The 23,548-nt window shown below is 40.3% G+C and carries 25 protein-coding genes; 7 read left to right on the top strand and 18 right to left on the bottom strand.

Annotated features, from left to right (window positions below):
* Positions 1-80: 80 nt before the first annotated feature.
* Positions 81-1,496, bottom strand: a complete 1,416-nt coding sequence (gene rlmD / locus BPOF4_RS02855; RefSeq protein WP_012957559.1) for a 23S rRNA (uracil(1939)-C(5))-methyltransferase RlmD — start codon at positions 1,494-1,496, stop codon at positions 81-83.
* 135 nt (positions 1,497-1,631) lie between these two features.
* Between rlmD and BPOF4_RS02850 the strand changes: the two genes are divergently transcribed.
* Positions 1,632-1,994 (top strand): hypothetical protein, encoded by a 363-nt coding sequence (locus tag BPOF4_RS02850; RefSeq protein ID WP_012957558.1) that lies wholly within the window; start codon positions 1,632-1,634, stop codon positions 1,992-1,994.
* A 338-nt stretch (positions 1,995-2,332) separates the two neighbouring features.
* Here the strand turns inward: BPOF4_RS02850 and pdaA are convergent, their stop codons facing one another.
* The 6 genes from pdaA to BPOF4_RS02825 form a co-directional block, all read right to left on the bottom strand.
* On the bottom strand, positions 2,333-3,133 hold the full coding sequence (gene pdaA, locus BPOF4_RS02845) for a delta-lactam-biosynthetic de-N-acetylase (protein ID WP_012957557.1): 801 nt from the start codon (positions 3,131-3,133) through the stop codon (positions 2,333-2,335).
* 384 nt (positions 3,134-3,517) lie between these two features.
* Positions 3,518-5,041: a fumarate hydratase gene (locus BPOF4_RS02840; RefSeq protein ID WP_274378533.1), complete on the bottom strand. Its 1,524-nt coding sequence runs from the start codon at positions 5,039-5,041 to the stop codon at positions 3,518-3,520.
* Between the two features lie 174 nt (positions 5,042-5,215).
* Positions 5,216-5,413, bottom strand: a complete 198-nt coding sequence (locus BPOF4_RS02835; protein WP_012957554.1) for a cold-shock protein — start codon at positions 5,411-5,413, stop codon at positions 5,216-5,218.
* Positions 5,414-5,574: 161 nt separating this feature from the next.
* Positions 5,575-5,748, bottom strand: coding sequence for a hypothetical protein (locus tag BPOF4_RS21905; RefSeq protein WP_012957553.1), 174 nt, complete (start codon positions 5,746-5,748; stop codon positions 5,575-5,577).
* Between the two features lie 133 nt (positions 5,749-5,881).
* Positions 5,882-6,520, bottom strand: a complete 639-nt coding sequence (locus BPOF4_RS02830; protein WP_012957552.1) for a histidine phosphatase family protein — start codon at positions 6,518-6,520, stop codon at positions 5,882-5,884.
* A 12-nt stretch (positions 6,521-6,532) separates the two neighbouring features.
* The gene (locus BPOF4_RS02825; RefSeq protein WP_012957551.1) at positions 6,533-6,721 is read right to left on the bottom strand and encodes an SE1561 family protein; all 189 of its coding nucleotides are present in this window, start codon (positions 6,719-6,721) and stop codon (positions 6,533-6,535) included.
* Positions 6,722-6,978: 257 nt separating this feature from the next.
* Between BPOF4_RS02825 and yfkAB the strand changes: the two genes are divergently transcribed.
* A complete protein-coding gene (gene yfkAB, locus BPOF4_RS02820) occupies positions 6,979-8,091 on the top strand; it encodes a radical SAM/CxCxxxxC motif protein YfkAB (RefSeq protein ID WP_012957550.1) in 1,113 nt (370 codons plus the stop codon).
* A gap of 262 nt (positions 8,092-8,353) precedes the next feature.
* Here yfkAB and BPOF4_RS02815 read toward each other — a convergent pair whose 3' ends face one another.
* Complete coding sequence (locus BPOF4_RS02815; RefSeq protein ID WP_012957549.1) at positions 8,354-9,202, bottom strand: YfkD famly protein; 849 nt, start codon at positions 9,200-9,202, stop codon at positions 8,354-8,356.
* A 126-nt stretch (positions 9,203-9,328) separates the two neighbouring features.
* Between BPOF4_RS02815 and proC the strand changes: the two genes are divergently transcribed.
* On the top strand, positions 9,329-10,123 hold the full coding sequence (gene proC / locus BPOF4_RS02810) for a pyrroline-5-carboxylate reductase (RefSeq protein WP_012957548.1): 795 nt from the start codon (positions 9,329-9,331) through the stop codon (positions 10,121-10,123).
* 135 nt (positions 10,124-10,258) lie between these two features.
* On the opposite strand, the gene BPOF4_RS02805 is transcribed toward proC, so the two are convergent.
* The 4 genes from BPOF4_RS02805 to BPOF4_RS02790 all read right to left on the bottom strand — a co-directional run bounded on the left by BPOF4_RS02805 (position 10,259) and on the right by BPOF4_RS02790 (position 14,291).
* On the bottom strand, positions 10,259-11,608 hold the full coding sequence (locus BPOF4_RS02805) for an IS1182 family transposase (RefSeq protein ID WP_012957547.1): 1,350 nt from the start codon (positions 11,606-11,608) through the stop codon (positions 10,259-10,261).
* A gap of 131 nt (positions 11,609-11,739) precedes the next feature.
* Positions 11,740-12,354: a YczE/YyaS/YitT family protein gene (locus tag BPOF4_RS02800; protein WP_012957546.1), complete on the bottom strand. Its 615-nt coding sequence runs from the start codon at positions 12,352-12,354 to the stop codon at positions 11,740-11,742.
* Between the two features lie 47 nt (positions 12,355-12,401).
* A complete protein-coding gene (locus tag BPOF4_RS02795) occupies positions 12,402-13,772 on the bottom strand; it encodes an MATE family efflux transporter (protein WP_012957545.1) in 1,371 nt (456 codons plus the stop codon).
* A gap of 138 nt (positions 13,773-13,910) precedes the next feature.
* The gene (locus BPOF4_RS02790) at positions 13,911-14,291 is read right to left on the bottom strand and encodes an OsmC family protein (RefSeq protein WP_012957544.1); all 381 of its coding nucleotides are present in this window, start codon (positions 14,289-14,291) and stop codon (positions 13,911-13,913) included.
* A gap of 159 nt (positions 14,292-14,450) precedes the next feature.
* Here BPOF4_RS02790 and BPOF4_RS02785 point away from each other — a divergent pair, with 159 nt between their 5' ends.
* The gene (locus tag BPOF4_RS02785; RefSeq protein ID WP_012957543.1) at positions 14,451-15,656 is read left to right on the top strand and encodes an MFS transporter; all 1,206 of its coding nucleotides are present in this window, start codon (positions 14,451-14,453) and stop codon (positions 15,654-15,656) included.
* A 40-nt stretch (positions 15,657-15,696) separates the two neighbouring features.
* Here the strand turns inward: BPOF4_RS02785 and BPOF4_RS22110 are convergent, their stop codons facing one another.
* From BPOF4_RS22110 to BPOF4_RS02770, 5 genes are all read right to left on the bottom strand, one after another.
* Positions 15,697-15,849 carry a hypothetical protein gene (locus BPOF4_RS22110; protein ID WP_158305547.1) on the bottom strand — a complete coding sequence of 51 codons (153 nt, stop codon included), beginning with the start codon at positions 15,847-15,849 and terminating at the stop codon, positions 15,697-15,699.
* 328 nt (positions 15,850-16,177) lie between these two features.
* On the bottom strand, positions 16,178-16,534 hold the full coding sequence (locus BPOF4_RS02780; protein WP_012957542.1) for a hypothetical protein: 357 nt from the start codon (positions 16,532-16,534) through the stop codon (positions 16,178-16,180).
* 118 nt (positions 16,535-16,652) lie between these two features.
* The gene (locus tag BPOF4_RS02775; RefSeq protein ID WP_012957541.1) at positions 16,653-17,612 is read right to left on the bottom strand and encodes an MBL fold metallo-hydrolase; all 960 of its coding nucleotides are present in this window, start codon (positions 17,610-17,612) and stop codon (positions 16,653-16,655) included.
* A gap of 70 nt (positions 17,613-17,682) precedes the next feature.
* Positions 17,683-17,829 carry a hypothetical protein gene (locus BPOF4_RS22405; RefSeq protein WP_012957540.1) on the bottom strand — a complete coding sequence of 49 codons (147 nt, stop codon included), beginning with the start codon at positions 17,827-17,829 and terminating at the stop codon, positions 17,683-17,685.
* Positions 17,830-18,070: 241 nt separating this feature from the next.
* Positions 18,071-18,496 carry a hypothetical protein gene (locus tag BPOF4_RS02770; RefSeq protein WP_012957539.1) on the bottom strand — a complete coding sequence of 142 codons (426 nt, stop codon included), beginning with the start codon at positions 18,494-18,496 and terminating at the stop codon, positions 18,071-18,073.
* 208 nt (positions 18,497-18,704) lie between these two features.
* On the opposite strand from BPOF4_RS02770, the gene BPOF4_RS21490 reads away from it, so the two are divergent.
* The 3 genes from BPOF4_RS21490 to BPOF4_RS02760 all read left to right on the top strand — a co-directional run bounded on the left by BPOF4_RS21490 (position 18,705) and on the right by BPOF4_RS02760 (position 21,416).
* Positions 18,705-18,845, top strand: coding sequence for an FbpB family small basic protein (locus BPOF4_RS21490; RefSeq protein WP_012957538.1), 141 nt, complete (start codon positions 18,705-18,707; stop codon positions 18,843-18,845).
* Between the two features lie 167 nt (positions 18,846-19,012).
* A complete protein-coding gene (locus tag BPOF4_RS02765; protein WP_012957537.1) occupies positions 19,013-20,356 on the top strand; it encodes a cytochrome ubiquinol oxidase subunit I in 1,344 nt (447 codons plus the stop codon).
* A gap of 31 nt (positions 20,357-20,387) precedes the next feature.
* Positions 20,388-21,416, top strand: coding sequence for a cytochrome d ubiquinol oxidase subunit II (locus BPOF4_RS02760; protein ID WP_012957536.1), 1,029 nt, complete (start codon positions 20,388-20,390; stop codon positions 21,414-21,416).
* Positions 21,417-21,722: 306 nt separating this feature from the next.
* Here BPOF4_RS02760 and BPOF4_RS02755 read toward each other — a convergent pair whose 3' ends face one another.
* A complete protein-coding gene (locus BPOF4_RS02755; RefSeq protein WP_012957535.1) occupies positions 21,723-23,420 on the bottom strand; it encodes a methyl-accepting chemotaxis protein in 1,698 nt (565 codons plus the stop codon).
* Positions 23,421-23,548 lie beyond the last annotated feature (128 nt).

Below are 23,548 nucleotides of genomic sequence, written 5' to 3'. Positions count from 1 at the left end.
AGAACACGATAATCCTTTTTCCTAACAGGACTTTTTTATCAGGAAATAAAATAGCAGCCAGGAATCCTGGCTGCTATTGATTATGATTTTGATAACACCGTAACACTCTCAACCTGCGCCGTCCATGGAAACATGTCGACTGGCTGAATATTATCTACCTTATATCCTTTTGTTCTCAAGTACTCAACATCTTTGGCAAGAGTAGACGGATTACAGGATACATAGACTACTCTTTTGGGTTTAACACCCGTAATAGTACGAAGCAACGTCTCGTCACAGCCTGTTCTTGGCGGGTCTACTATGACCACATCTGGTTTCCATCCTTCTTTCACCCACTTTGGCAGCCATTCTTCAGCCGTTCCTACCTCGTACGTAAAATGATCATAACCATGCTTATCGGCATTCACTCTTGCGTCGATAATAGAAGCTTCAATCACATCCATGCCTCGAACTTCTTCTGCCCCATCAGCAAGCCATAAGCCGATTGTCCCAACTCCGCAATACGCGTCAACCACTTTTTCCGTCCCGGTTAACTTCGCTGCACGCTTTGCTTCATTATATAGTTTAACGGTTTGAATAGGGTTCAATTGAAAGAACGCTCTCGCTGACAATTCAAATGAAATATCTCCAAGTTTCTCTTCAATTACTTCTTCCCCGTCTAGGTGGACGGTTTCTTCTCCAAAAATAAGCGACGTCTTGTTGCCGTTAATATTCTGCATAAGCGAATTCACTTCAGGAAGGCGCTTCTTAATCTCTTCAATCAATACATTCTGTCTTGGAATTTCCTTTTCATTCGTCACTAATACGACCTGAACATGACCTGTTTCAAATCCAACACGGGTAACGATTGTTCGAATAAGCCCTGTATGCTTGCGCTCATCATAAATAGAGACGTTTAAATCAGATAAAATCTGTTTCATTACTCTCGTTACTTTATTCGTTGCTTTATGCTGCACCATACAGGCTGATAAATCGATTACCTTATGGGAATTCATCGCATAAAGTCCAGCAATGACACGACCGCCCTTTTTAGCAACTTGCAGCTGGCTTTTATTTCGGTAGTACCAAGGGTCTTCCATGCCAATTGTCGGCTGAATAACCTGCTTCTCCATATTAAGCTTTGTATGACGTTCAAAAGCTTGTCTGATAATATCTTGCTTGCTTACAAGCGTAGCCTGATATTCCATATGCTGCAGCTGACAGCCGCCGCATTGATCATAGATCGGGCAAGGTGGCTCAATTCGTTCCTTAGATTTCTTTCTGATCTTCGAAATCTTAGCTTCTGTGAACCTAGCACCTGCCTTTGTCACTTCGCCGACTATTTCCTCACCTGGTAATGCTCCTGGTACAAAGACAACCTTACGTTTAAAATAGCCGACTCCTTCCCCGTTAATGCCAAGGCGCTTGATGGTTAAAGGAATTTTCTGGCCCACTTTTAACTCAACAGACTGCTTTTCATCACGGGCTTTTGTATTTCGTTTATATGGCTGTTTCATTTTATCAACTCCGTCCTCATTTCCGGCTCCTATTATAGCATGTATCGTACATTCTTCCTAAACTTACTAGGTCGCTTCCTGTTTCATCTCTGTTAGAATAAGTTAAGGAAACACTTAGTGGAGGAGAGATTGTTCGTGTCTATACCAACAGATGTTGCATCCTTGCAAATCATGGCTCACGTCTACAAGCGGGCGAGCCTACAATCGATTTTTAATAAAACGGTGGAAAGTCTTGTTGAACAAGTTCCATATATCGATTGGGTAGGGATCTATATGTATGAAAACTTAAATCACAAGCTTGTAGCCGCTTCCTGCTTAGAAGACGACCTAAAATGGGAATGTAACGGAGAATTAAAATTCCCAATTAAAAATGCAGCAGGAGAAGAAACAGGAATGATGATCGTTCGCAGCCGTCAGCCAATAGCATTTGACGTGACGGATGTATCAACTTTAGAAACCATCGCTTCAGCTATCGGACAAGAAAGTCTTGTCAGTTAATAAAATCCCCGTCAATGACGGGGATTTTTTGTGCGTTGATTTTTTCTCATGCTAGAAAGTCGCCATATATCTAAACGAATCAATCCGCTTTTCTTATTGTCCAGCTGCAGCTCCTTGTCCTACGCGAAATAACGGTGCACGAATGAAGACAAAGAACATCTTCATATCGCTCCCCCTAATATTTCCGCATGCCAAACCAGTCGCCTCCGCTTTTCTTATTGTCTAGCTGCCGCTCCTTGTCCTGCGGGTAAAAATGGTGCATTGATTGAAGCCAAAGAACGGCTTCGAATCACTCCCCCTTATTTTACCGCATGCCAGAACAGTCGCTTCCGCTTTTCTTATGGAAATGGGAGTTGTTCGATTTTTTGGCTGAACATGTAGTCATCTAGGCTTTTGAAGGTGTAGCCTTGTTTTCTAGCCTCATCGATTACTTTTGGCAGAGCTTCTGCATTGTCACTAGAAATAGAGTGTATCAGCATGATGGCTCCTGGATGAATTCGTTTCATGATTTGATCATATGCGTACTGTCCGCCTTTTTGATTATTCACTTCCCAATCTTTATAGGCCATGGACCAAAATACATTGGTGTAGCCTAATTTGGCAGATAAGGCTAACGAACGTTCGCTGAATTGTCCTCGAGGAGGTCTGAGGTAATTCATCTCTTTTTCGCCTGTGAGTTCTGTAAATCTGTTTTTTACCTTAGTTAACTCTTCCATCAACCTTCCCTCACCGATTTCAGGAAGACTTGGATGATGCCAAGAGTGATTACCGACAATATGGCCCTCATTGACCATTCTCACTACAAGGTCTGATGCAGAATCTAAGTAATGACCGGTGACAAAAAACGCAGCTGGTACTTCTTTTTCTTTTAACACATCTAAAATCTTTTCTGTGTATCCATTTTCATACCCATTATCAAACGTTAAGTACAGTTCTTTTTTCGTTGTATCCCCAATAAAGAAGCCTCCTGTATCTTCGAGCATTTGAATATATAGAGACTCGGTTGTAACAGGCTTATTATCTTTTGCAGGTTTGAAGCTCCAGTTATACGTTTTGGAGTCGTAAGCATTAATGCCGCCTGCTGTTATGTTGAAACAAACGAAGAAAAGAAAGAGGAGGACTGTTGTTTTTTTGATCATGATGTATCATACTCCCTCACTTTTTTCTTAGTTTGTCACTAGTGCAGTGCAATATGTATTCTTTTCATTGATTAGACAATATGAGGAAGGATGTATTGTAGATGATCAGGGACTTGGCTTACGAAACTTGTACAGTGACTGAACTGCACTTGATTGTATTTTTTCACACTGTTTATGCGCCTGTTGATAAGCTGATTGCGTGGGTATGAAATGTCATTGTGTTATTTGCTGGTCTTATTGCGCCAATTATACACTATTGCCTCCTTTCAAGCCCGATATGTGTCGTTGTTGATCATAATTAGATCTTTTAAAGGAAGAATTGCATCACTTCAGAAACGAGGAAAAAGCTGCCTCGTACAAGGCAGCTTCATGTTCAACAATTACTTATTTAAATACCGGCTCTTTAAATTCAGCTAATTTTTCAAGTGAAGATTTATCTACATCAGCATGCAGACTGTTGCCGTGTGAATCCATCGTTACGATTGCAGCAAACCCTTCTACTTCTAGGTGCCACATCGCTTCTGGGATTCCAAATTCCATTAAGTCTACCCCTTTTACTTCTTTGATACAGTCAGCATAATACTGAGCCGCACCGCCAATGGCATTTAAGTAGACGCCGCCATGCTCCTCTAGAGCTTTAAGCGTCTTAGGTCCCATACCGCCTTTACCCATTACTGCTCGGATACCAAATTTCTTCATGATATCACCTTGATAAGGCTCTTCGCGAATACTTGTCGTAGGACCGGCCGCTTTCACATGCCAGTTTCCTTCTTCGTCCTTAAGCATTACTGGTCCACAGTGGTAAATAATTTGTCCGTTCAAATCAATTGGTGCATCATGATCCATTAAGTGATGGTGAATCGCATCACGGCCTGTATGCATCATTCCGTTAATAATAACAACATCTCCGACTTTAAGATCACGAATTTGTTCTTCTGTGATTGGTGCTTCAAGGACCACTTCACGTGTTTTTTCCTGTACTTCGGCAGCTGCTGCGATTTCTTTGCTCGCCGTGTTTAGGTCAACTGTTTCGCCATCTTTGTATAACCACTCTTTAATATCACCAGTTGATTGATCAATAACTACACCTAATCGGCGATATGCCCAGCAGTTGTACGCTACGGATACAAAGAAGCTTGCTGGTAAGCGGTTCATTGCTCCAATTTTACAGCCGAGTAATGTCGCTTCTCCGCCGAATCCCATTGTTCCAATACCAAGTTTATTCGCATTTTCCATTACATAATCTTCAAGCTTCTTAAGGTCTTCAACCGGGTTTACATCATCTACTGTGCGGAATAATTGCTCCTTAGCTAAGGAATAACTCGTCGTACGATCGCCGCCAATTCCAACACCAATGAAGCCCGCACTACAGCCTTGTCCTTGTGCTTGGTAGACAGAGTGCATGATACATTTGCGAATACCATCAAGGTCACGTCCAGCACGGCCGAGCCCTTCTAACTCCGCTGGCAAGCTGTACTGTACATTTTTATTTTCACAGCCGCCGCCCTTTAAGATCAAGCGAACATCAATCACATCTTCTTCCCATTGAGAAAAATGAATAACCGGTGTCCCGCCGCCTAGGTTGTTGCCGCTGTTTTTACCTGTTAAGGAATCAACAGAGTTCGGACGAAGCTTTCCATCAGCTGTTGCTTGCTCCATTGCTTTATGAATGGCTTTTTTAATTTCGATTTGATTTACGCCTACAGGAGTTTTAATTTCAAACGTAGGCATACCTGTGTCCTGACAAATAGGTGACACTTTCTCATCTGCCATTTCAATATTCTCTGTAATTGTTGATAAAGAAAGTGCTGCTCTTGTGCCTGCATTCTCTTGTGCTTTTGCCTTAGCAATCGCACGACGTACATCATTCGGTAAGTTTGTTGATGTTTCCACGATTAACTCATACATGCTTTGTTGCAATTTCTCCACTTCTGCCAGCTCCTTTTCCGCTCTTCTCTATGTTCTTCGTCTTCTATTATACTGCTAGTCTAAACATTCCGAAAGACCAAATTGAAAGCGTCTACAGAAGAGAAAACAAAAAAGGACCCCCCATAGGGAGTCCTCTATATTGTACTTCAGTTATTACTTCTGTACGTTTGCAGCTTGAGGTCCGCGAGCGCCTTGCTCGATTTCAAATGAAACAGCTTGACCTTCTTCAAGTGATTTGAAACCTTCACCTTGGATAGCTGAGAAGTGTACGAATACGTCGTCTCCACCTTCAACTTCGATGAAACCGAAACCTTTTTCTGCGTTGAACCATTTAACTGTACCTTGTGTCATGAAAATTCCTCCATCGTGGATTACCCACATATTATTACTACTCTTGCTCATGTAATCCAATAGAAGAAAACCACTTGTAAAAGAAAGGCTTAACTTTATCGAGATATCCGAACAAAAATAATGTAAGTTCATCATAACAGTTATGATGAAGAAAAGCAAATTTAAGTTGTAAGTTGTTCTAATTCCTCTTCAAAATAGAAAGTGTGGGGGTATTCTTTGACTGTGTAAGAGTAACGTTTCATGTTCGGCACATAACTGAATTTATTCACTGTGACCGTCTCTTTTAAAGATTTGAGTAAAACCTTTTCATTTGTATCAAATTTATTTTTTCGCACTATTTTTCCCACTTTCTATTTTTTAACGTCCTTCTATTGTCTCATAGTTATCTCACTTGTAAACCATCAAAAAAAGGGAGCAACTAAAAAGACGCTAGGGAACACTGCTCCTTAACGCCTTTTATGATAAAAATTATAATAAGCCCATTTTTTTTGAGGCCATTCCTTCCATCGATAAGTGATGATCACGATTAATATAATGGAATAAAGGCTTGCCCGATCTGCTCAACTCGATATGTGAAATACTCGTATTCCCTATCTGAAACGGACGATGGAATTCTCCCCAATTATCCCCAATCATAAGGTACATGAGAAATATACTAATGAATCCGCCATGAGAAACGATGGCAACATGGTCATTTTTATGAGCTCTTTTCAATTGATCGACAACGTATTTACAACGTTCTGTCAGCTCGTGAACAGACTCTGTTCCAGCAATGCCTGAGGTTAGAATCGATGTCTCCCTCACTTTAGGAAAGTGTTCATAGATCTCCTCACGAGACAAACCTTGAAACGGACCTAAGTTTACTTCCCGAACTTTTTCCCACTTATGAACGGTAAGATCTTTTTCACTACCTATTGCAAGAGCTGTATCATGTGCACGTGTTAAGTCACTGCTGTATAGATAATCGAGTTGGATTCCTTGAAAAAAATCCCCAAGTTTTAACGCTTGTTTTTTTCCTATTTCTGAAAGAGGAAAATCACTCCAGCCTTGAATCTTACCTAATCGATTACCCTCAGATTCACCGTGACGGATTAAATAAAGATTCATTTAAATGCCTCCTTATTCAGACCAATCGTTACGGAATTGCTTACACTTCACTTCAATATCATCCAACATAGCAAGTAATCGATCAATCTCTTCAACACCAGCTTCTTCTGGGTCAATTGAATCCAGTACATTCATTACTAAATCTAACCTGCGGTGTAAGTAATCCATTTGTTCTTTCTTGTTGTGAATAGCTCCGCCCACTCGTAATCGCTCCTTTATAGTACATTTACCTTTATATTCATTCGATTTAACATGCCATACGTAACGTACTCTTCATTAAAACTGTTTAAAGTTTAACAGATTCAATTGATCGGGACAACTAAGGAGCGGTATGTCAATTGTTGTTAAGTCTTTTTCTTACTTTCTATTTACGTTATGATTAGGGTTAGTATGAGAATTCATGATGTTTTGCATGTTGCATACGCAGAACTGTAACTAAAGTAAGGAGTTCGATTTTTTTGAATCAAACATTACCAAAAATCACCCCCTCCTATGACCCATGGGAGGCTTATGAAGATATCATCTCTTTTGGCAGACAAGAACTTACAAACATAGAGTTCACTACGACTACCCTCTGTAATATGAGGTGTGAACATTGTGCGGTCGGTTACACCCTGCAGCATAAAGACCCGACTCCCCTGCCGCTTGATTTACTTATTATGCGATTAGATGAAATTCCCCATTTAAAAGCATTTAGTATTACTGGCGGAGAACCTATGCTCTCGATGAAATCCGTCGATCAATATGTCGTTCCGTTACTAAAATATGCGCATGAACGTGGAGTCCGTACACAAATCAACTCCAACTTAACACTTGATTTGAAGCGGTATGAAAAAATCATTCCATATCTCGATGTTCTTCATATCTCTCATAATTATGGGAGTGTAGATGATTTTGCGGAAATTGGATTTGCGGTAATGGATCGTAAACCGAGCTATGAGCAGCGTGCGGCTCTATTTGAACGTATGGTCAGCAACGCAAAAGAATTAACAAAAAGAGGGGTTATCGTATCTGCGGAAACGATGATTAACAAACGAACGCTTCCTCACTTAGATAAGATCCATCAACAGATTGTAGAAATGGGCTGTCAAAGGCATGAGGTGCACCCTATGTACCCTAGCGACTTCGCTTCCACTCTTGAAGTGGCCTCATTAGATGAAATCCGTGCTGGCATCCACCAACTCCTTGACGTGCGAGACCCTGATACATGGATGTTATTTGGTACTTTACCATTTTACCCTTGCAGTGATAACGCGGATGACCTTCTCCTTCAAAAGAGGTTGTTTAGCGAGAATAATGTAACGGTACGAAATGATCCAGACGGCCGTTCACGCTTGAATGTAAATATTTTTGACGGGGACATTATCGTGACTGATTTTGGAGATACACCACCTCTTGGCAACATCACAAATACATCTTTAAATGAGGCGTACGAAACATGGCGAAACACCGAATTAAACAAGTCTTTATCTTGCCACTGTGCTTCCGTTAAATGTCTTGGACCCAATGTCCTTGTAAAAGATGCATACTATAAAGAGATAGATTTCACGAAACGCAAATCAAATATTTAACGAAAAAGGAGCTTGTCCACGAGGACAGCTCCTTATTTCCCGTATGAACGAGCAGGTGAGGGAGAATTGTATCGTTTGAAAAGATACAATTCTCCCTCGCACCGACGCATATGTTAGTTGAAGTAATGCAATTACTCGAGACTAGCGCAATTAACCCGTCAAAACATATAATTCCATGAAATATAGACGCAATCAGCTCACGAACTAACGTATAAACGACTCCAATCATACAATTACCCCAACCTTAAGCTCAGCCTTAATACTATTTAGGCTGATTCGCGGCAATAAAGGCAAAGGATAAATGATCTTGAACAGGAATCCAGGCCCCTACCCCTTGCTGTGTTACATTTTTCACTTCAAGTTTGCGTTTGCCGCCTTTAAACGTTAAATACACTTCTCCGTAAGTCACTTTTCCCTTTTCATGTGCTGCTGGCACATAGCTATGCAAATATCCTACCTGCTTAGGGGCAATATGATACGAATTATTCTTTTTCGTTCCTTGGCCAATGACTGTATCAAATGCGAGCGGTAAATTCGTATGCTCAGCTGCTTTAATCATCATCATTTTCTTTACTGCTTCACTATTTGGTATTTTTGCTGTTAACCCGCCATTCACCCGTTTTTGTTGTTCCTGAGTATAGGCAAGCTTTTGCGGAGACTGTCCCCCGCGATTATCGATGAAATTAGTGTTCACTTTCTGGTATTCCCAGTTCACTTCGGTTCCATTTGATTCATAAGCTAACGGCCATTCACCCAAGTAAATAGAAGCACGGAACCCAATTGCCAGCTTGGAATCGTTAATGGTTGATTCATTAAAAATCCGGATAAGGTCGGGGTTTTCAATTTTCACATCAGTTGTACCTAGTAACTCTTCTGCTAACGTGCTCGGCTGAAGATAAGGAAGGTCTTGGGTAGGGTTTGTGTACGTATTCTCTTTAGAAATAGGCAAGACTGAGCTTGGAATGGTAAAATCTTTCTTTTCTTCAGTGACTTTTTCATCTTTACCATCTTTCCCTTCACTATCTCCTTGGGCCATTACTGTATATGGTGCGCTTTGAAATGAAATACACACAAAGAGAAGCATCATAAGAACCGATATTGTCCGCTTCATCATTATTTCCTCCTTAATTTAAATGTTTTTGTTAACGGTAGTGTAAGCAGGAAATAAAAAAATATCCGTCGCTTTCCGTTTCCTCTTCTTTTTGGTACGGTATAGGAATAGAAAGGATGATGAGGGATGCACATACTATTTATCGGGGCTGGTCGAATGGCAGAAGCTATTTTCGCTGGAATTCTTCATAAAAACGACAGAGATGTAAAGGTTACCGTTACAAATTTACATAATAAAGAAAAATTAGCTTCCTTAAAAACACGCTATCATATCGAAACAATCAATCATTGGAGCGAGGGGATTGATGAGGCAGATACGCTTTTGCTTGCTTGTCCCCCTAGTGCCCATGACCAGTTATTAGAAGATCTTTCTCCGCGTATAAACGGTCAATTTGTCATTACCGTTGCTGCAGGTGTAGATCCAACTTTCTTAGAGGCTCGCCTGCCAAATAAAACACCAGTTGCCTGGGTTATGCCCAACACAGCAGCAAGCGTTGGCAAATCGATGTCAACCTATACATACGGACAACATGTTAACGAAGCTCATAAAGAACAACTTCAAATGATTTTGAACTCCATAGGCGCATCAGAACAATTGACCGAAGATCAGATCCACAACCTTACAGCAGTTACTGGGAGTGCTCCTGCTTTCTTATATTATTTCACAGAAGCATTACAAGTTGCGGCTGCTGAATACGGACTTAGTCAAAATCAAGCTGAGAAGCTAGTCCAAGAAATGGTTATAGGAAGTGCTGAAATGCTAAAAACATATAAAGATCCAGCTTTGTTAAGAGAGCAAGTAACCTCTCCTGGCGGTGCAACAGATGCTGGCCTGAAAGCGTTAGAGAAAAATCATTTTCAAGCAGCCATTATGGAAGCAGTTAAAGCGACGAATGACCATGCGAAAGCTAAGAAAAATTAAGAAAAGGACTGACATTATGTCAGTCCTCAGATTGTTGAGAAACCCCACTTTTTAAAAAAGTGGGGTTTCTCATTTACTGAGTTAGACATCTAAAATATAAATGAAGTGAACGTCTAAAGAGGATGGCAAGCCACCTCACCCTCTAGTGAGGTGGTTTGCGATCTTCTTTATGTTCTGCGCAATCGCAGTCATTAGCGCTTGTTCGCTCGCGCCCTCTAAGCTGCGTAACCGGCAGTAGCGAAGCCCGTGGAGTTGTTTTGAATCCGCAAAGCTTCGCTCTATTGTTTCTTTTCTCATTTTGTAAATGGTCTTTCCTTCGGGTGAGAGGCGATTCTCTCGAACCTTCTCTTTCTTATCCTCCCATACATGACGGGTGATAACCTTCTTATGGCTTTTAGATTTTGTACATTGAGAAAGCAACGGACAATCTTTACAGATCTCTGGGTTGGAATGGTATTGCCGATATCCTTCACGATTTGTCGTTGAGTAGGTTAAAATTTGTGACTGAGGACAAGTGTAAGTGTCTGTTACATGATCAAACGTAAACTTCCATTTAGGTAGTAGTCCTTTTACGGTCGAAAATCTTCGGTGAGCAATCACACCCATAATTCCTCTTTGGTCAAGTCCATGACAAATAGGCATGGTTAAATACCCTGCATCAAGTCCGACAGCCTCTAGTTTAAAATCGAATCGAGTACATTGCCGATCTAACCGTTCCAAGTAAGGGCGAGAGTCATGAACATTGCCAGGGGTAACATAGACATCTGTAATAATATTGTATTTGTGGTCAGTCGTACGGTGATCTAAATAGAAGAACCCTTCAGGCTTTCCATCTCTAAACATATATCCGCTATCTTTATCCGTTGTACTCACTTTAATCTCTTTTTCCTCCACCTCCTTCTCCTTTTTGGGTAATGGCTTTTTTCCATGAGCTTTGCGATCGTCTTCGATCGCTTGATTTAGCTCCTCTATGTATTCTCTTGTGTCTACTTGAACGGTTTCTTTTACAAATTTACGCTTGTTTGCATTCGCTTTTAAGTGCGTCGAGTCTGTAAAAAGTAATCGACCACCAACCATACGGTGTTCCATAGCCAATAGCACCACTTCATCGAAGATGTTTTGAAAAATCTTCGTCCCTTTAAAGCGTTTATGGCGATTAAAGCTAATAGTAGAATGATGAGGAACAGAATCCGTTAAGTTTAAACCCAGGAACCAACGGTAAGCTACATTTGTTTGAATTTCCTTCTCAAGCTGTCTTTCAGAACGAATACCAAAAAGGTATCCAACGAGCATCATCTTGAATAGCATGACAGGGTCAATGGGAGGACGCCCATTATCTTGGGAATAAAAAGACTTCACCCGGTCATAGATAAAATTAAAATCAATCGACGCATCAATTTTCCGTAATAGATGATCTTCAGGAACCAGCTGATCAATAGATACGATTTCTAATTCAATTTGTTTTTCACGAATCGGACGTAACAATGTCATCACCTCAGCACTTTTCTTCTATTTTTATTATATCTATATGTATAATCGGTTTAAAGTATAAAAATAGGCTGTTGAGAAGACTTTCTCAACAGCCTGAGGACTGACATTATGTCAGTCCTTTTTTCTTATGCTTCTTTTGTGCCATAAACCATTTTCTCAAGTTTAGGGAAGAAAAACTGAATCATCGGCCCAATTAAAAAGGTAACTAAAATCGTTCCCACACCAATCGGCCCGCCTGCAAAGAAAGCCGCGATTAATGCTGTCACCTCTCCAATCGTCTTTGCAACCATCAGTTTAACCTTGAACAAGTCTTGTAAGACAAACATAAAACGATCAATTGGGATGACAGCAAATTTAGCTTGAAGATATGTTGCAATACCTAAAGCCATCATCACTATCCCTACGAATAAAACAATGTATTGCAAGATCACTTCGGTTATAAACATATTAGGAAACACGATTAACAGCCAAAAATCAATAAAGAATCCTAATACCACAATTGTGATTAAAGAAAGCACTTCCGGCTTTGATTTCGATAATAATGCATTCAAAATTATTAAGATGATCCCGATGAAAATAACCCAGTTCCCCACTGTAAATGGCGTCATTAATGACAAACCAACATTTAGAGCATCCCATGCACCTGCCCCAAGCCCAGCTAAGATCGTCATTGTAATTCCAAAGGACAAAATTAAGAGCCCTACTAAATAAAACAGCCCTCGTTTAACTGATACAGACATTCACTATTCCTCCATCATATTACTTTTTCCAACTTTACCACTATACCTTATTTCGTTCCTTCTGTGTGCTTTATCACATCTTCACTTATCTTTCGCCAATTTCCGAGGAAATAATAGCTTGCTGCGATGATACTGCTCACTACAAAGCTCATTCCCATACCAACTGCGATGCCTCTCTCACCGAGCCATTCAGCAAATAGATAGGTTAGCGGAAAACGCAGCACCCAAAACGAAATGATATTTAATACGAGGACTTGTACCATCGCTCCAGAGGCACGAACAATTCCATTTAACACGAAGTTAATTCCTAAAAACGGATAAAAGAAAGCGATCGTTTGCACATACATCGCACCAAATGCAACGGTTGCAAGGTCTTGAATAAATAAAGACACAAAGTACTCTGCAAATAAAAACATGATAGTGCTGATCAGCAGAGTGACAGCTACAATCAGCTTGATTGCCTCTTTGGCAACCTCGCGAACACGCTCCCACATTCTAGCGCCTATATTTTGACCAGCCATGCTATTTACAGCAGAACCAAGGGTAAGTGCTGGCAGCATAATAATACTATCAAGTCGTTGAGCAGCTCCAAATCCAGCTACGACATCTTCACCAAAGCCTGTTACAACTGTCATAATCGCTAAGATGCCAGCTGAGATAGCCATCATTGAGAGTCCGGCTGGCAATCCCATTTTAAAGAGGACGACAAAATATTTTCGCTCAGGAAGTGTCGGAATACTAAAGGGCACACCTGCACGTAAAATCGAGTACAACAGCCCATAAATAAAAGCTGTACCTTGTGCGATAATCGTGGCATAAGCCGCACCATCTATACCTAGGTTAAACACGCTGATAAACAAGGGATCTAAAATGGCGTTTAAAATGACGGCGAGCATGACAAATCGAATGGGAGTCTTACTATCCCCAAGCGCTCTGAGTACCGTCCCAATAAAATTATAGCCAAATAAAAACAAGATCCCAATAAAGTTTATTTTCAAGTAGGATTCAGCATAAGGTAAAATCGCATCGGGAGTTCCCATGGCACGCAAAATACTACCTGAAAAAAGGAAACCAATAGCACCTAATATAAGAGCAAGTGATCCAAGAACAAAAACGAACGCATTCAATGATTCTTTAAGTCCCTTCTCATCATTCGCTCCTTTTCGTTGAGAAAGAACTGTTAACGTCGCACCATTTACTCCGATAATAAATGATAAAATCGTAAAGACGACCGTAGCCGAGATCGAGATTGCACCTAATGCATTGGTTCCAAGTAAGTTTCCGACCCAAAGAGAGTCAACAAACTGATACGAGGCTTGTAGCATATTAGCAAAAAAGATCGGCCAAGAGAATAGAATCATCTTCTTCCTAATACTGCCCTCTGTAAAATCAATTTGCTTAGTCTGCGCGGTTTTCATATAAATCCCTTCTATTCATATTAGCTTCTATTCATTTTAATTCTCATTATTTATCCAAGCCTCATTATAGTATGAAATAGGTTTTAATAAAAAGAGTAAGCCCTGCTGACCATGTTTGACCAGCAGGGCGGAAAAAGTTTATTTTAAATCAAAGGACTCGGTAATCTCAATACTTTCTTTCACTGATTGTACCATTGAGCAGTTTTTTCTTGTTACTTCTAATGACTTTTCAATTTTTTGCTCACTAGCATCGCAGCCGCTAATCGTAAAGTGCATATGTACAGCTTGGATTTCTTGCGCTCCTTCTGTATTGCGTACTACATCTGCTTTAATATGAATATCCTCATAGGCAACTCTCTTTTTCTCGAGCACCTTGCGTAATACTCCTCCGCTGCATACAGCAATCGAAGAAACGAGCAGCTGATAAGGTCTGAAGCCGTGCTCGGCATTTCCAGAAACCTGTAAAGTTCCAAATTCCACATCCGTTTCAAAGCCATTTTCTTTCATTTTAAATTCCATCATACATCCTCCTTTATATCTTCCTACACTTAATACTAATCTCCTGTACCATCATCTATTGTACCATTTTTTCTCCAAACTTCATCGTTTGATAGTCAGAAGGATAGATAGAAGGTACAATAGACGATGTTGTATGTAAATGAAAAGAGGTGAACCCTGATGATACGTGAACAACAAGAGGAAAACCGCCCTTTATACCGCTTAATCGTCTTAATAATTATGGTTGCCATAGCAGGCTTTGCCCAAGGAATGCTCTTGCCTCTTTTGGCTATTATGCTAGAAGATGCCGGCGTCTCATCATCCCTTAACGGCTTAAATGCAGCAGCTCTTTATATTGGTGTTCTGCTTGCTTCGCCTTTTATCGAGCACCCTGTAAGGAAGTATGGATATAAGCCTGTCATTACGATCGGTTTAATTCTTATGATCACCTCTCTTTTATTACTTCCTGTATGGCAGGCTTTTTGGTTTTGGTTTATCCTTAGAATCATTATTGGCATCGGCGATAATATGGTTCATTTTGCTACACAAGTATGGATTACAACGACCAGTACACAGGAAAACCGTGGTCGAAATATATCATTGTACGGTCTCGCTTTTGGGTTAGGGTTTGGAGCAGGTCCATTTATGACTAGGCTTCTAGCCATCAACGAATGGCTGCCATTTTTAATATCTGCCGGCCTTAGTTTACTCGCATGGTTATTAATTCTTCAAATGAGAAACGAGTTTCCTTTATCTGACTTGGAAACCGGAAGCAAGCTTTCAACGTGGAGTCGTTATAAGGAAGTATTCAAACTTGCATGGTTTGCCTTTCTGCCGGCCTTTGGATATGGCTTTCTTGAAGCATCTCTTCACGGGAATTATCCTGTTTATGCGCTTAGGTCAGGTATGACAATAGAACTCGTATCCATTCTTTTGCCAGCCTTTGTAATCGGGGGTCTGATTACTCAATTGCCGCTGGGTCTTCTTAGTGATCGTATCGGCAGAAAACGAATCTTATTAATTCTATCCGCCCTTGGTGCCTTCTGTTTTTTTGCAATGATTACTTTTGAATCATCTAGCACAATCCTATTTATCTTATTTATTTTGGCTGGAGCGTTTGTCGGCTCCTTCTTTTCTCTAGGAGTTATGTACTTAGCCGATCTTATCCCTGCCCACCTTTTGCCGACTGGAAACGTGATGATGGCGATCAGTTTTGGCGTAGGAAGTATGACAGGTCCGCTTATCGGGGGTGTGTTTATTGATATCTTTGAAAGAGGCAGTATTTATTATTCGATTGGCGGCATGCTCCTCTTCATCTTAGTAACAGGAACGTTATTTAAGTCTGCTCAAACGAATACAAACCAAGAAGTTACGTTATCAAAATAATAAGAATCCCTCATTCTAAAAAGAATGAGGGTTATATGTTTTAGTGATATCCATTTTGTTTGTTAGCAGAACTGCTTGTCTTATGATTGTTGGCATGTTTATGCCCAGAGTGATGTGCATTTGCTTTTGGCTTTTTCTTCTGGCTCATATCAGACACCTGCCTTTTTGAAAGTAATGGAGGTGACCGACGCAATGTGGCCACCTCCATTTCACCATAACCTAAAACAGATATTCTTTATTCAATGAACAATCTGGGGTCGTAACGATCTTTGTTTTTAGGAGACACCTCACTCAATATTGTAAAAAACATATTGTTAAGAACAAATGTTAAAAACAATCTGAACGTACTAGTAATACTCCTTCAATGTAATCACCTCATGTAAGGATCTTACTCAAAATTCGTAACTTGCCTATTGTACCTCTGAACAACTTCTTGCCTTAGGGTTGGTGGTAAGAACAGCAGATCAACTGCCGTCCTCAAACATTATGATGTCCGCAATTTATGATATTATGCGCCAGTTTTATTCTTTATTTTTAAGTTGCTTTACTTCTTCGGCAGCTTCCTTCGTTGCTTGAATAATCTCTTCTGAACTTTCCTTCAGGTGAGCTGCAGTCTCAGAAAGTTTTTTAACATCTTCTGATATATCACGGATAACTTGAGAAACTTCTGTAGCGGTTTCACGCACTTGATCAAAAATCTGCTGGCGATTATCACGGATAAATGTCACCGCTTCTGTTGTGCCTTCTTTTAAATCAGTTACTTCTTCTTTAAGTTTTTGACGCCATTCTTTTTTTGCGAGTACAATCGTTAATGCAACAGCCCCGCCAATCCATAAACCTTTGCAAAGCGACTGGCACCCTTTTTTTTCCGTTTCCATTACAACTTCCTCCTTAAGAAAATGCTCTTTCTCATTATTTTACCAATAATTAAGCTGAAATAGAAACGAATGTTGTCTGAATAATTAAATCTTAGTTATATAATGAATGATCGACCATTCATTTTGCTTTAAAATAAATAAAATCTCCATCATTGACCTCAGACACTAACTCATCCTGCACTAATAAATCAAGGTGCCCGAACACTTCAGAAAATGTTAATTCCGGCTGTTTTTCATGACTTCTGCCAAACATCTTTGCACCCAGCTCATTGACTGTCATCGGACCTTCTTTTAAGTGGCCATAAATAACTTTCGCTCGTTCCTCTTGAGAAGCTAAGCGTTTGTCTACTAAAGCTGCTACTTCCTTAATTTTTTCTCCATGCCCTGTATAAAGTTCTTTAATATCAAGGTCTTTTAACTTTTGAAGAGAATCGCGGTATTGTAATAATGTTTTCGGCCTCTCTTCTCCATCTAAAGGGGCTTCAAGCAAGGCATTTGAAGAAACAGATGCTAATAAGACATCTCCTCCTATGGCCATACGGTCAGTGTCTCTAATAAAAAATAAATGACTTTGCGCATGACCTGGCGTTTCTACTACCTGCCAGTGAGGCAATCCAGGGAGCGTATCGCCTTCACTGATGAAAATATCTACATTGGTTCGATCAACAAAATGTAGATAACCTAATGACGAACGTTCAATGACTTTTAACTGATTTTCACTTAGGCCGTGCTGCATATAAAAGGTTTTGAAATAGCTGGCATACTGCTCAAAAAACACCCGGTCTCGCGACAACCACAGCTGATTTAATTTATGACCGATCACTTTGGCATGAGGAAATGAAGCAGTGAGCCCAACATGATCAGGGTGATGATGAGTGAGAACAATTTGTTCAATATCATTCATCGTGTAGCCAATTTCTTTAATTCGAGATTTTAAAACGTTTAATCCTTCCTCTGTTTTTGGGCCTGTATCTACTAAAGTAAGGACAGCGCCTTCAATGAGGTAACAATTCACAGGACCTACAAGAAAAGGCGTAGGTATCGTTATACAATGAATTTTCTCGGTCTTGACGGTCATCACAATACTCCTTCCATTAACATAATAAAAAGAAGATGCTTAACAGCTGTTAAACATCTTCATCTTAACATTAATTGTAAGCTTGTGTAAGAAAATGATCTGTTTCAAGAGGCTCAAAGCCTTCTTGTTGAACTTTCTTTAATTCATTTAACTCATGAGTAAGACTTTCAATCTTTCTTTGTAGATCCTCAAATTTCTTCTTTTCTGATACTGTCATGCCTCTCTCCTCCTATACGTTTCTCTGTGTATTTTGGGAATAAACCCAGCTGTCGAACAATCGTTCAACTAAAGAATGGGTTAATCCAATGAACTTTCTTTAAATGTTAAAAATATTCTAACAATTAAACAACCTCTTGTAAACACCTATTTTTTATGGTAAGCGCTTACATTCAAAATTAATTTTTTCCAGTTCTAGAATGAACAAAAAGAGCATATCATGGTGAGATGATATGCTCCTTTTAGAACCGTCTAAGATGTCTAAGCAACAATTCTTCATACAACAATTGATTATAAATAATTTGAAGGGATTGACTGAAATATACGGATGCATATAGCATCTGATTCATTAAACTCTGCATATGGAGTTTTCTTCTTTCTGTTCTTGTCAATTGGGTTGTAAGTCCTTCCTCATATGAAGAAGGACGTCTAAAAATTTCTTGATCCACCTCCGGCCACCTTCCGTTTAGTTGATAATACACGCTCCTAAGCCAATCATAATGTCTTCTTCTGCTTTCTAATATTTGCTTCCATAAAAAAGAAGCTTGCTCACTAGGAGAAATAACAGAGAGATAATCAATCATCAATACATCTGAACTCTCCGTCTCCATCAAATCCTCTAACATCTCATTCACTTCTATCGTTTGTCTAAACGCAGATCTGTCCATTCCAACACCCTTTCCACGTTTTTACCATCCTATGCGTTCAAATGAATCAATAGAAATGTTAATAAAAATGTTCGACATCATCCGTCATTTTTCACCTTTATCAAAAAATTGTAACAATTTAACCTGTATATACGTCTTTTTCTTGTTATAATTACTGTACAGCAAGGTTTTACCCCTTGTTAATAAAATGTATAAGGAATGGTGCTAAATGAGACGTCAAACGGTTAATTTTGATAAATTAGTACTTGAAAATAAAAAACAATTACTAAATGACCCTGAATTTCTCGATAAGCTTGAGAAGCGGCTAGAAGAGAAAAAGATTGCTTCACAAAAAATAAAACATTCATAAATATATAAACCACCTGTCCATTATTCAGTGTATTGCTTCTGAATGGATGAGGTGGTTTTTTTATGCTGGAAAATATAGTGCATAATTCCATTAACCCTAACACAAAGTAATGACAGCGCTACATACTACTGTGATGGACTTACATCAGCTAGAAGGGAACGAACTAGATGGATAATGTACTATTAGCACGTAGCTTATTCGGATCCTCAATGGCCTTTCATATTATTTTTGCCACATTAGGTGTTGGGATTACATTAATGATACTGCTGGCTGAAATACTCCGGCTGATCAAAAAAGACGAAGACTATGGGTTACTTGCCAAAAGATGGACAAAAGGTGTGGCGATCTTGCTTGGAGTCGCTATCCCATCAGGAACAATCGTAGCTGTCATGCTGTCTTTATTATGGCCGGGCTATATGGAAATTGTCGGACAAGTCATTGCCCTGCCGTTTCAAATTGAGATCTTCGCCTTCTTTATCGAAGCTCTCTTTCTTTCTATTTACGTGTATGCTGCAGACCGCCTTTCTCCCACCATGCGGATTATCACTGTATTCTTTGTCGCATTAGGGGCGACGGCTTCTGCTGTATTAATTACTGATGCGCATGCCTGGATGAATACGCCGAGAGGGTTTGATTATGTAGATGGAGTCGTTTCAAATGTCCGCCCTCTTGAAGCTGTATTCAATCCCAGTATTTATGTAACGGCTATGCATGTACTGGGAAGCGCTTATATGACTGGCGCCTTTATGTTAGGTTCTGTTGCTGCGTATAAGCTGTTTCGCGGAGGGTTAACTGCTCGTGAAACAACCTATCACAAGAAAGGGCTGATGCTCTCGCTTGGTGTCGCACTCGTTATGTCATTTTACACGGCTAATAACGGCCATGACACAGCAATCATGCTGCATGAAGAAATACCTGTGAAACTGGCTGCGGCTGAAGGATTGTTTGAAACACAGGACAATGCACCGCTTGCCATACTAGGCACTCCGGATCCTGAAGCAGGACGAGTGATTGGAGGAATTGAAATTCCAGGGATGCTAAGCTGGCTTGCGACTGGTTCAACCGACGGGGTAGTCCAAGGATTAAACGACTTTCCTCGGGATGAGTGGCCGCCTTTATTCGTCCATACGTTATTTAATGTCATGGTTGGGATTGGGACCGTTCTGTTAGGACTTGCCGGTATCTTTTGGGTCATTTGGTTTTTGGGAAGAAAAAAACAAAAAGCATTTCCAAAATGGTTATTAGGAGCGCTTATTTTATGCGGACCGCTTTCAATGATCGGCATTGAAACGGGATGGATTTTCAGCTGTACCGGCAGACAGCCTTGGACGATTTTCGGAGTGCAAAGAACAGCCGAAGCCGCGACAAATTCCGGAAACTTAGGCATGCTCTTCTTTTTATTCCTGACTCTTTATTTGAGCTTGCTCGTACTGACTGGTCTTGTCATGTATTTTTATTTCAAGAGAAATCCTGTCACTCACGAGCTGCATTCGACAACACCTACAGCTTAAATCATGCTTTAAATAGAAGGGAGTTTAAAAGATGGAAAATGTCTATATTGCCATTATCATTTTGTGGGTGTTCTTATTTGTCTACGCCATTGCAGGCTCTATTGATTTTGGCGCAGGTTTCTGGGCGATGTTTTATCGTAAGCGAACGGACACAAAAGCTGCAAGTATTGCGAATAGGTATCTCTCACCTTCATGGGAAGTAACGAATGTTTTTTTAGTACTCCTTGTCGTGGCTCTTGTCGGTTTCTTTCCAGGAGCTGCCTCTTCACTAGGTACAATTATGATCGTTCCTTTTTGCCTGGTGTTAATTCTGTTAACGATCCGAAGTGCCTTTATGGTGTATTCATATTCCGTACAGAAGTATACGAATATGCTTGTCATCATATCAGGGGTGACCGGCTTATTAATTCCAGCCTTGCTTATTAGTATTCTGCCTGCAGCAATCGGCGGCTTCGTAGAGACAGTAGGGGACAGGCAATATGTATTAGTGAATCAGCTTTTCTCAAGCCCCACTTTCTACACTCACCTTGGCTTTGGAATAAGTACAGAGCTGTTTTTATCTTCACTATTATTAAGTGATTATGCAAGAGAAGCCAATTCTGAAGAGACCTACCATGTGTATAGAAAAAATGCGATTATTCTTGGTCCGATTACTCTGGCGTTTGCAGTCGCTGCGATTTTCACGTTAATTCCTGAAGCATTCTGGATGTTTGAAAATATGGCGAACGAATGGCTTTTGTTCTCGCTATCCTTGTTAGCATTCAGCATAGGGTACAGTGCGCTTTGGTGGCCGTCAAAAAAAGTAAGTGTAGGGCAACCTAGAGCAGCTGTCCTTTTAATTGCTGCCCAGTTCGGCCTTGCTAGCTTTGCTTACGGGTCCGCCCACATGCCTTATTTCCTCTATCCTGATGTCACAATTTATGATGCGTTTACAAACGACACGATGTTTGGTCTGCTTCTGATTGGATACGGGGTGGGGATGGCGGTGCTTGTGCCGATCTTCATTTTCTTCTGGAGATTATTTATGAAAGATAAACGTTATTTGAAGCAAGAGGGCTAACATTCACTACCCCATCTGAAAAGGAAGTGCCCGCGCTAGCTAGCATGTGTAGAATCAGATTGGCACGTGACAAATTGTAAGTTTTCACCTTGTTTATGCGTCCGTTGAGGAGCTTAATGCGTGCATGTTTCGAGGCATTGCGTCGTTTACGGGCTAAATTACGCCTATCTCTTCGTATTGCGTCGCTTCAACCAATTTTTGCGTCCGTGTGAATTGGAATTGTATTCATTGACTGAGGATATGCGCCTCTTCCCATGGATCAAACGAAAGAAGCTGCTCCTAAGCTGGACAGCTTCTTCTTACGTATTAACGATCAATTTTAAATGTTTTCACAAGCTGCTGCAGCTCTTCGGCCATTGTTGTCAGCGCATGAGCAGAAGACGTTACTTCTTCCATCGATGCCAATGTTTCTTGAGCCGAAGCACTTACTGTCGAACTGTGCTCTGATGATTCTTTGGCAATATCCGTCATCTCATTTACAGAATACGAGACAACCTCTGATCTCTCAGCCATTGTTTGAGCAGTATCATTGATTTGTTCGATCTGCTCGTTCATTAATTCAATGGCCTCGCTAATCGCTGTAAATTTACGATCGGTATCATTTGCCGTAACAAGTCCTTCCTGTACCTCTTCTTTTACAAGCCCCATCATGGTAACAGAATGTTTTGTTTCATTTTGCATTTCAGAAATAAGATCATTAATTTTTAACGTACTGTCTGAAGATTGTTCAGCAAGCTTCCTCACTTCATCTGCTACAACCGCAAAGCCTCTCCCATGCTCACCTGCTCTCGCTGCTTCAATTGCTGCATTTAATGCAAGCAAATTCGTCTGATCTGCAATCCCGCGGATCACATCCAAAATGCCTCCAATCTCCTCTGCCTTAGTAGACATTCCTTGAATCGCCTTATCTGAATCTTTGACAGATTGATCGATTGCTTTCATTTTATCGACGGTCTCACGGACAAGCTTGCCCCCATCTGCAGCATACTGACGAGATTTTTCGGACTGTTCCTCAACTGCAGCAGTACTTACAGCCATTTCTTCTACACTAGATGAAACTTCACCTAATAAAGTATTACTTTTTGCCGCTGTAGCTAATTGATCGTCACTGCCTTTTGCAATCCTCTCGATAGCCGACGCTGTATGTTCGGTTGCTCTTGAAGTCTGTTCAGCACTTGCTGAGAGTTCCTCTGATGCTGCTGCCACTTGATCAGAATTGTATAAAAGCTGGCCCACAAGTGTACGCAGCTGTTCTTGCATCACAGCAAAGGAAGCAGATAGCGCTGCGATCTCATCATTCCCTCTCACTCTTGCTGTATTAACAGTCAAATCTCCATTTGCCATTCTCTCAGCAGCGGATTTCATTTCTTTTAATGGCTTTGTCAACAGCATTGATAAGGCAATCCCAATCCCAATTGCGACTAAGAAGGCCACAATACTAATTACAACTGTTAACACAATCGCATTTCTTACCTCACTAGCAATAGCTGATGCCCGTTCTGCTCGGTAATCTTGAATTTGTGCAGTAAATTGGTCCGCTTCGTTAATCATATCTCTCGCGATCGGCTGGACTTCATTATTGACGATTGCAATTGCTCCTTCAGGATTAAGCTGAAATTGATTAATTGCAGTATTAGACAGTTGTAAATAGCTTGCATTTAATTCCTCAAGAAGCTCCATCCGCCCAGCAGTCTCACCATCAGGAACCAGTTGCTGCAACTCTTCTATGTAGAGATTCACTTGTCGGTTATAATCATAAAACCGCTCAAGCATCTCACGTTCACCTGTTAATAGATATCCTCGTAAATTACTGCTCGTACGATTTAAATTACTTTCCATACGAAGGGTCGTTACTTCAAGGTCTCGTACAAAACCAGTTAACTCCTGATATGATTGATCAACATTTTTAACATTTATGTATGAAAAAAAACTAGCAATACTAAATATGATAGCAACCACCACAAACCCTGCTATCATTTTTTGAGCTACTGATCCCCTTTTCATCGGCTTCTCTCATCCCCCATTGTTTCGCAATATTTGTTAAATTTAATCGATTGCAAATATATAGTACCATAACCTCTCAATAAATAGTTATTTTTGTTACCTATTTTACCAGTAATAAAGTCCTGTTT

It is taken from the genome of Alkalihalophilus pseudofirmus OF4 (assembly GCF_000005825.2).
GTDB lineage: Bacteria > Bacillota > Bacilli > Bacillales > Bacillaceae_D > Alkalihalophilus > Alkalihalophilus pseudofirmus.
The sequence above is the reverse complement of the archived record's forward strand: the minus strand, read 5'-3'. Positions and strand labels throughout refer to the sequence as shown.

Coding starts and splice junctions, on each gene's coding strand:
- BPOF4_RS02795 (WP_012957545.1), bottom strand. CDS start 13,772: ATGAAAACCGCGCAGACTAAGCAAATTGATTTTACAGAGGGCAGTATT.
- pdaA (WP_012957557.1), bottom strand. CDS start 3,133: ATGATCAAAAAAACAACAGTCCTCCTCTTTCTTTTCTTCGTTTGTTTC.
- proC (WP_012957548.1), top strand. CDS start 9,329: ATGCACATACTATTTATCGGGGCTGGTCGAATGGCAGAAGCTATTTTC.
- BPOF4_RS21490 (WP_012957538.1), top strand. CDS start 18,705: ATGAGACGTCAAACGGTTAATTTTGATAAATTAGTACTTGAAAATAAA.
- BPOF4_RS02785 (WP_012957543.1), top strand. CDS start 14,451: ATGATACGTGAACAACAAGAGGAAAACCGCCCTTTATACCGCTTAATC.
- BPOF4_RS02830 (WP_012957552.1), bottom strand. CDS start 6,520: ATGAATCTTTATTTAATCCGTCACGGTGAATCTGAGGGTAATCGATTA.
- BPOF4_RS02780 (WP_012957542.1), bottom strand. CDS start 16,534: ATGGAAACGGAAAAAAAAGGGTGCCAGTCGCTTTGCAAAGGTTTATGG.
- BPOF4_RS02815 (WP_012957549.1), bottom strand. CDS start 9,202: ATGAAGCGGACAATATCGGTTCTTATGATGCTTCTCTTTGTGTGTATT.
- rlmD (WP_012957559.1), bottom strand. CDS start 1,496: ATGAAACAGCCATATAAACGAAATACAAAAGCCCGTGATGAAAAGCAG.
- BPOF4_RS22405 (WP_012957540.1), bottom strand. CDS start 17,829: ATGACAGTATCAGAAAAGAAGAAATTTGAGGATCTACAAAGAAAGATT.
- BPOF4_RS02770 (WP_012957539.1), bottom strand. CDS start 18,496: ATGGACAGATCTGCGTTTAGACAAACGATAGAAGTGAATGAGATGTTA.
- BPOF4_RS02760 (WP_012957536.1), top strand. CDS start 20,388: ATGGAAAATGTCTATATTGCCATTATCATTTTGTGGGTGTTCTTATTT.
- BPOF4_RS02840 (WP_274378533.1), bottom strand. CDS start 5,041: ATGTATGAGTTAATCGTGGAAACATCAACAAACTTACCGAATGATGTA.
- BPOF4_RS02765 (WP_012957537.1), top strand. CDS start 19,013: ATGGATAATGTACTATTAGCACGTAGCTTATTCGGATCCTCAATGGCC.
- BPOF4_RS02775 (WP_012957541.1), bottom strand. CDS start 17,612: ATGACCGTCAAGACCGAGAAAATTCATTGTATAACGATACCTACGCCT.
- BPOF4_RS02800 (WP_012957546.1), bottom strand. CDS start 12,354: ATGTCTGTATCAGTTAAACGAGGGCTGTTTTATTTAGTAGGGCTCTTA.
- BPOF4_RS02755 (WP_012957535.1), bottom strand. CDS start 23,420: ATGAAAAGGGGATCAGTAGCTCAAAAAATGATAGCAGGGTTTGTGGTG.
- BPOF4_RS02790 (WP_012957544.1), bottom strand. CDS start 14,291: ATGGAATTTAAAATGAAAGAAAATGGCTTTGAAACGGATGTGGAATTT.
- BPOF4_RS02835 (WP_012957554.1), bottom strand. CDS start 5,413: ATGACACAAGGTACAGTTAAATGGTTCAACGCAGAAAAAGGTTTCGGT.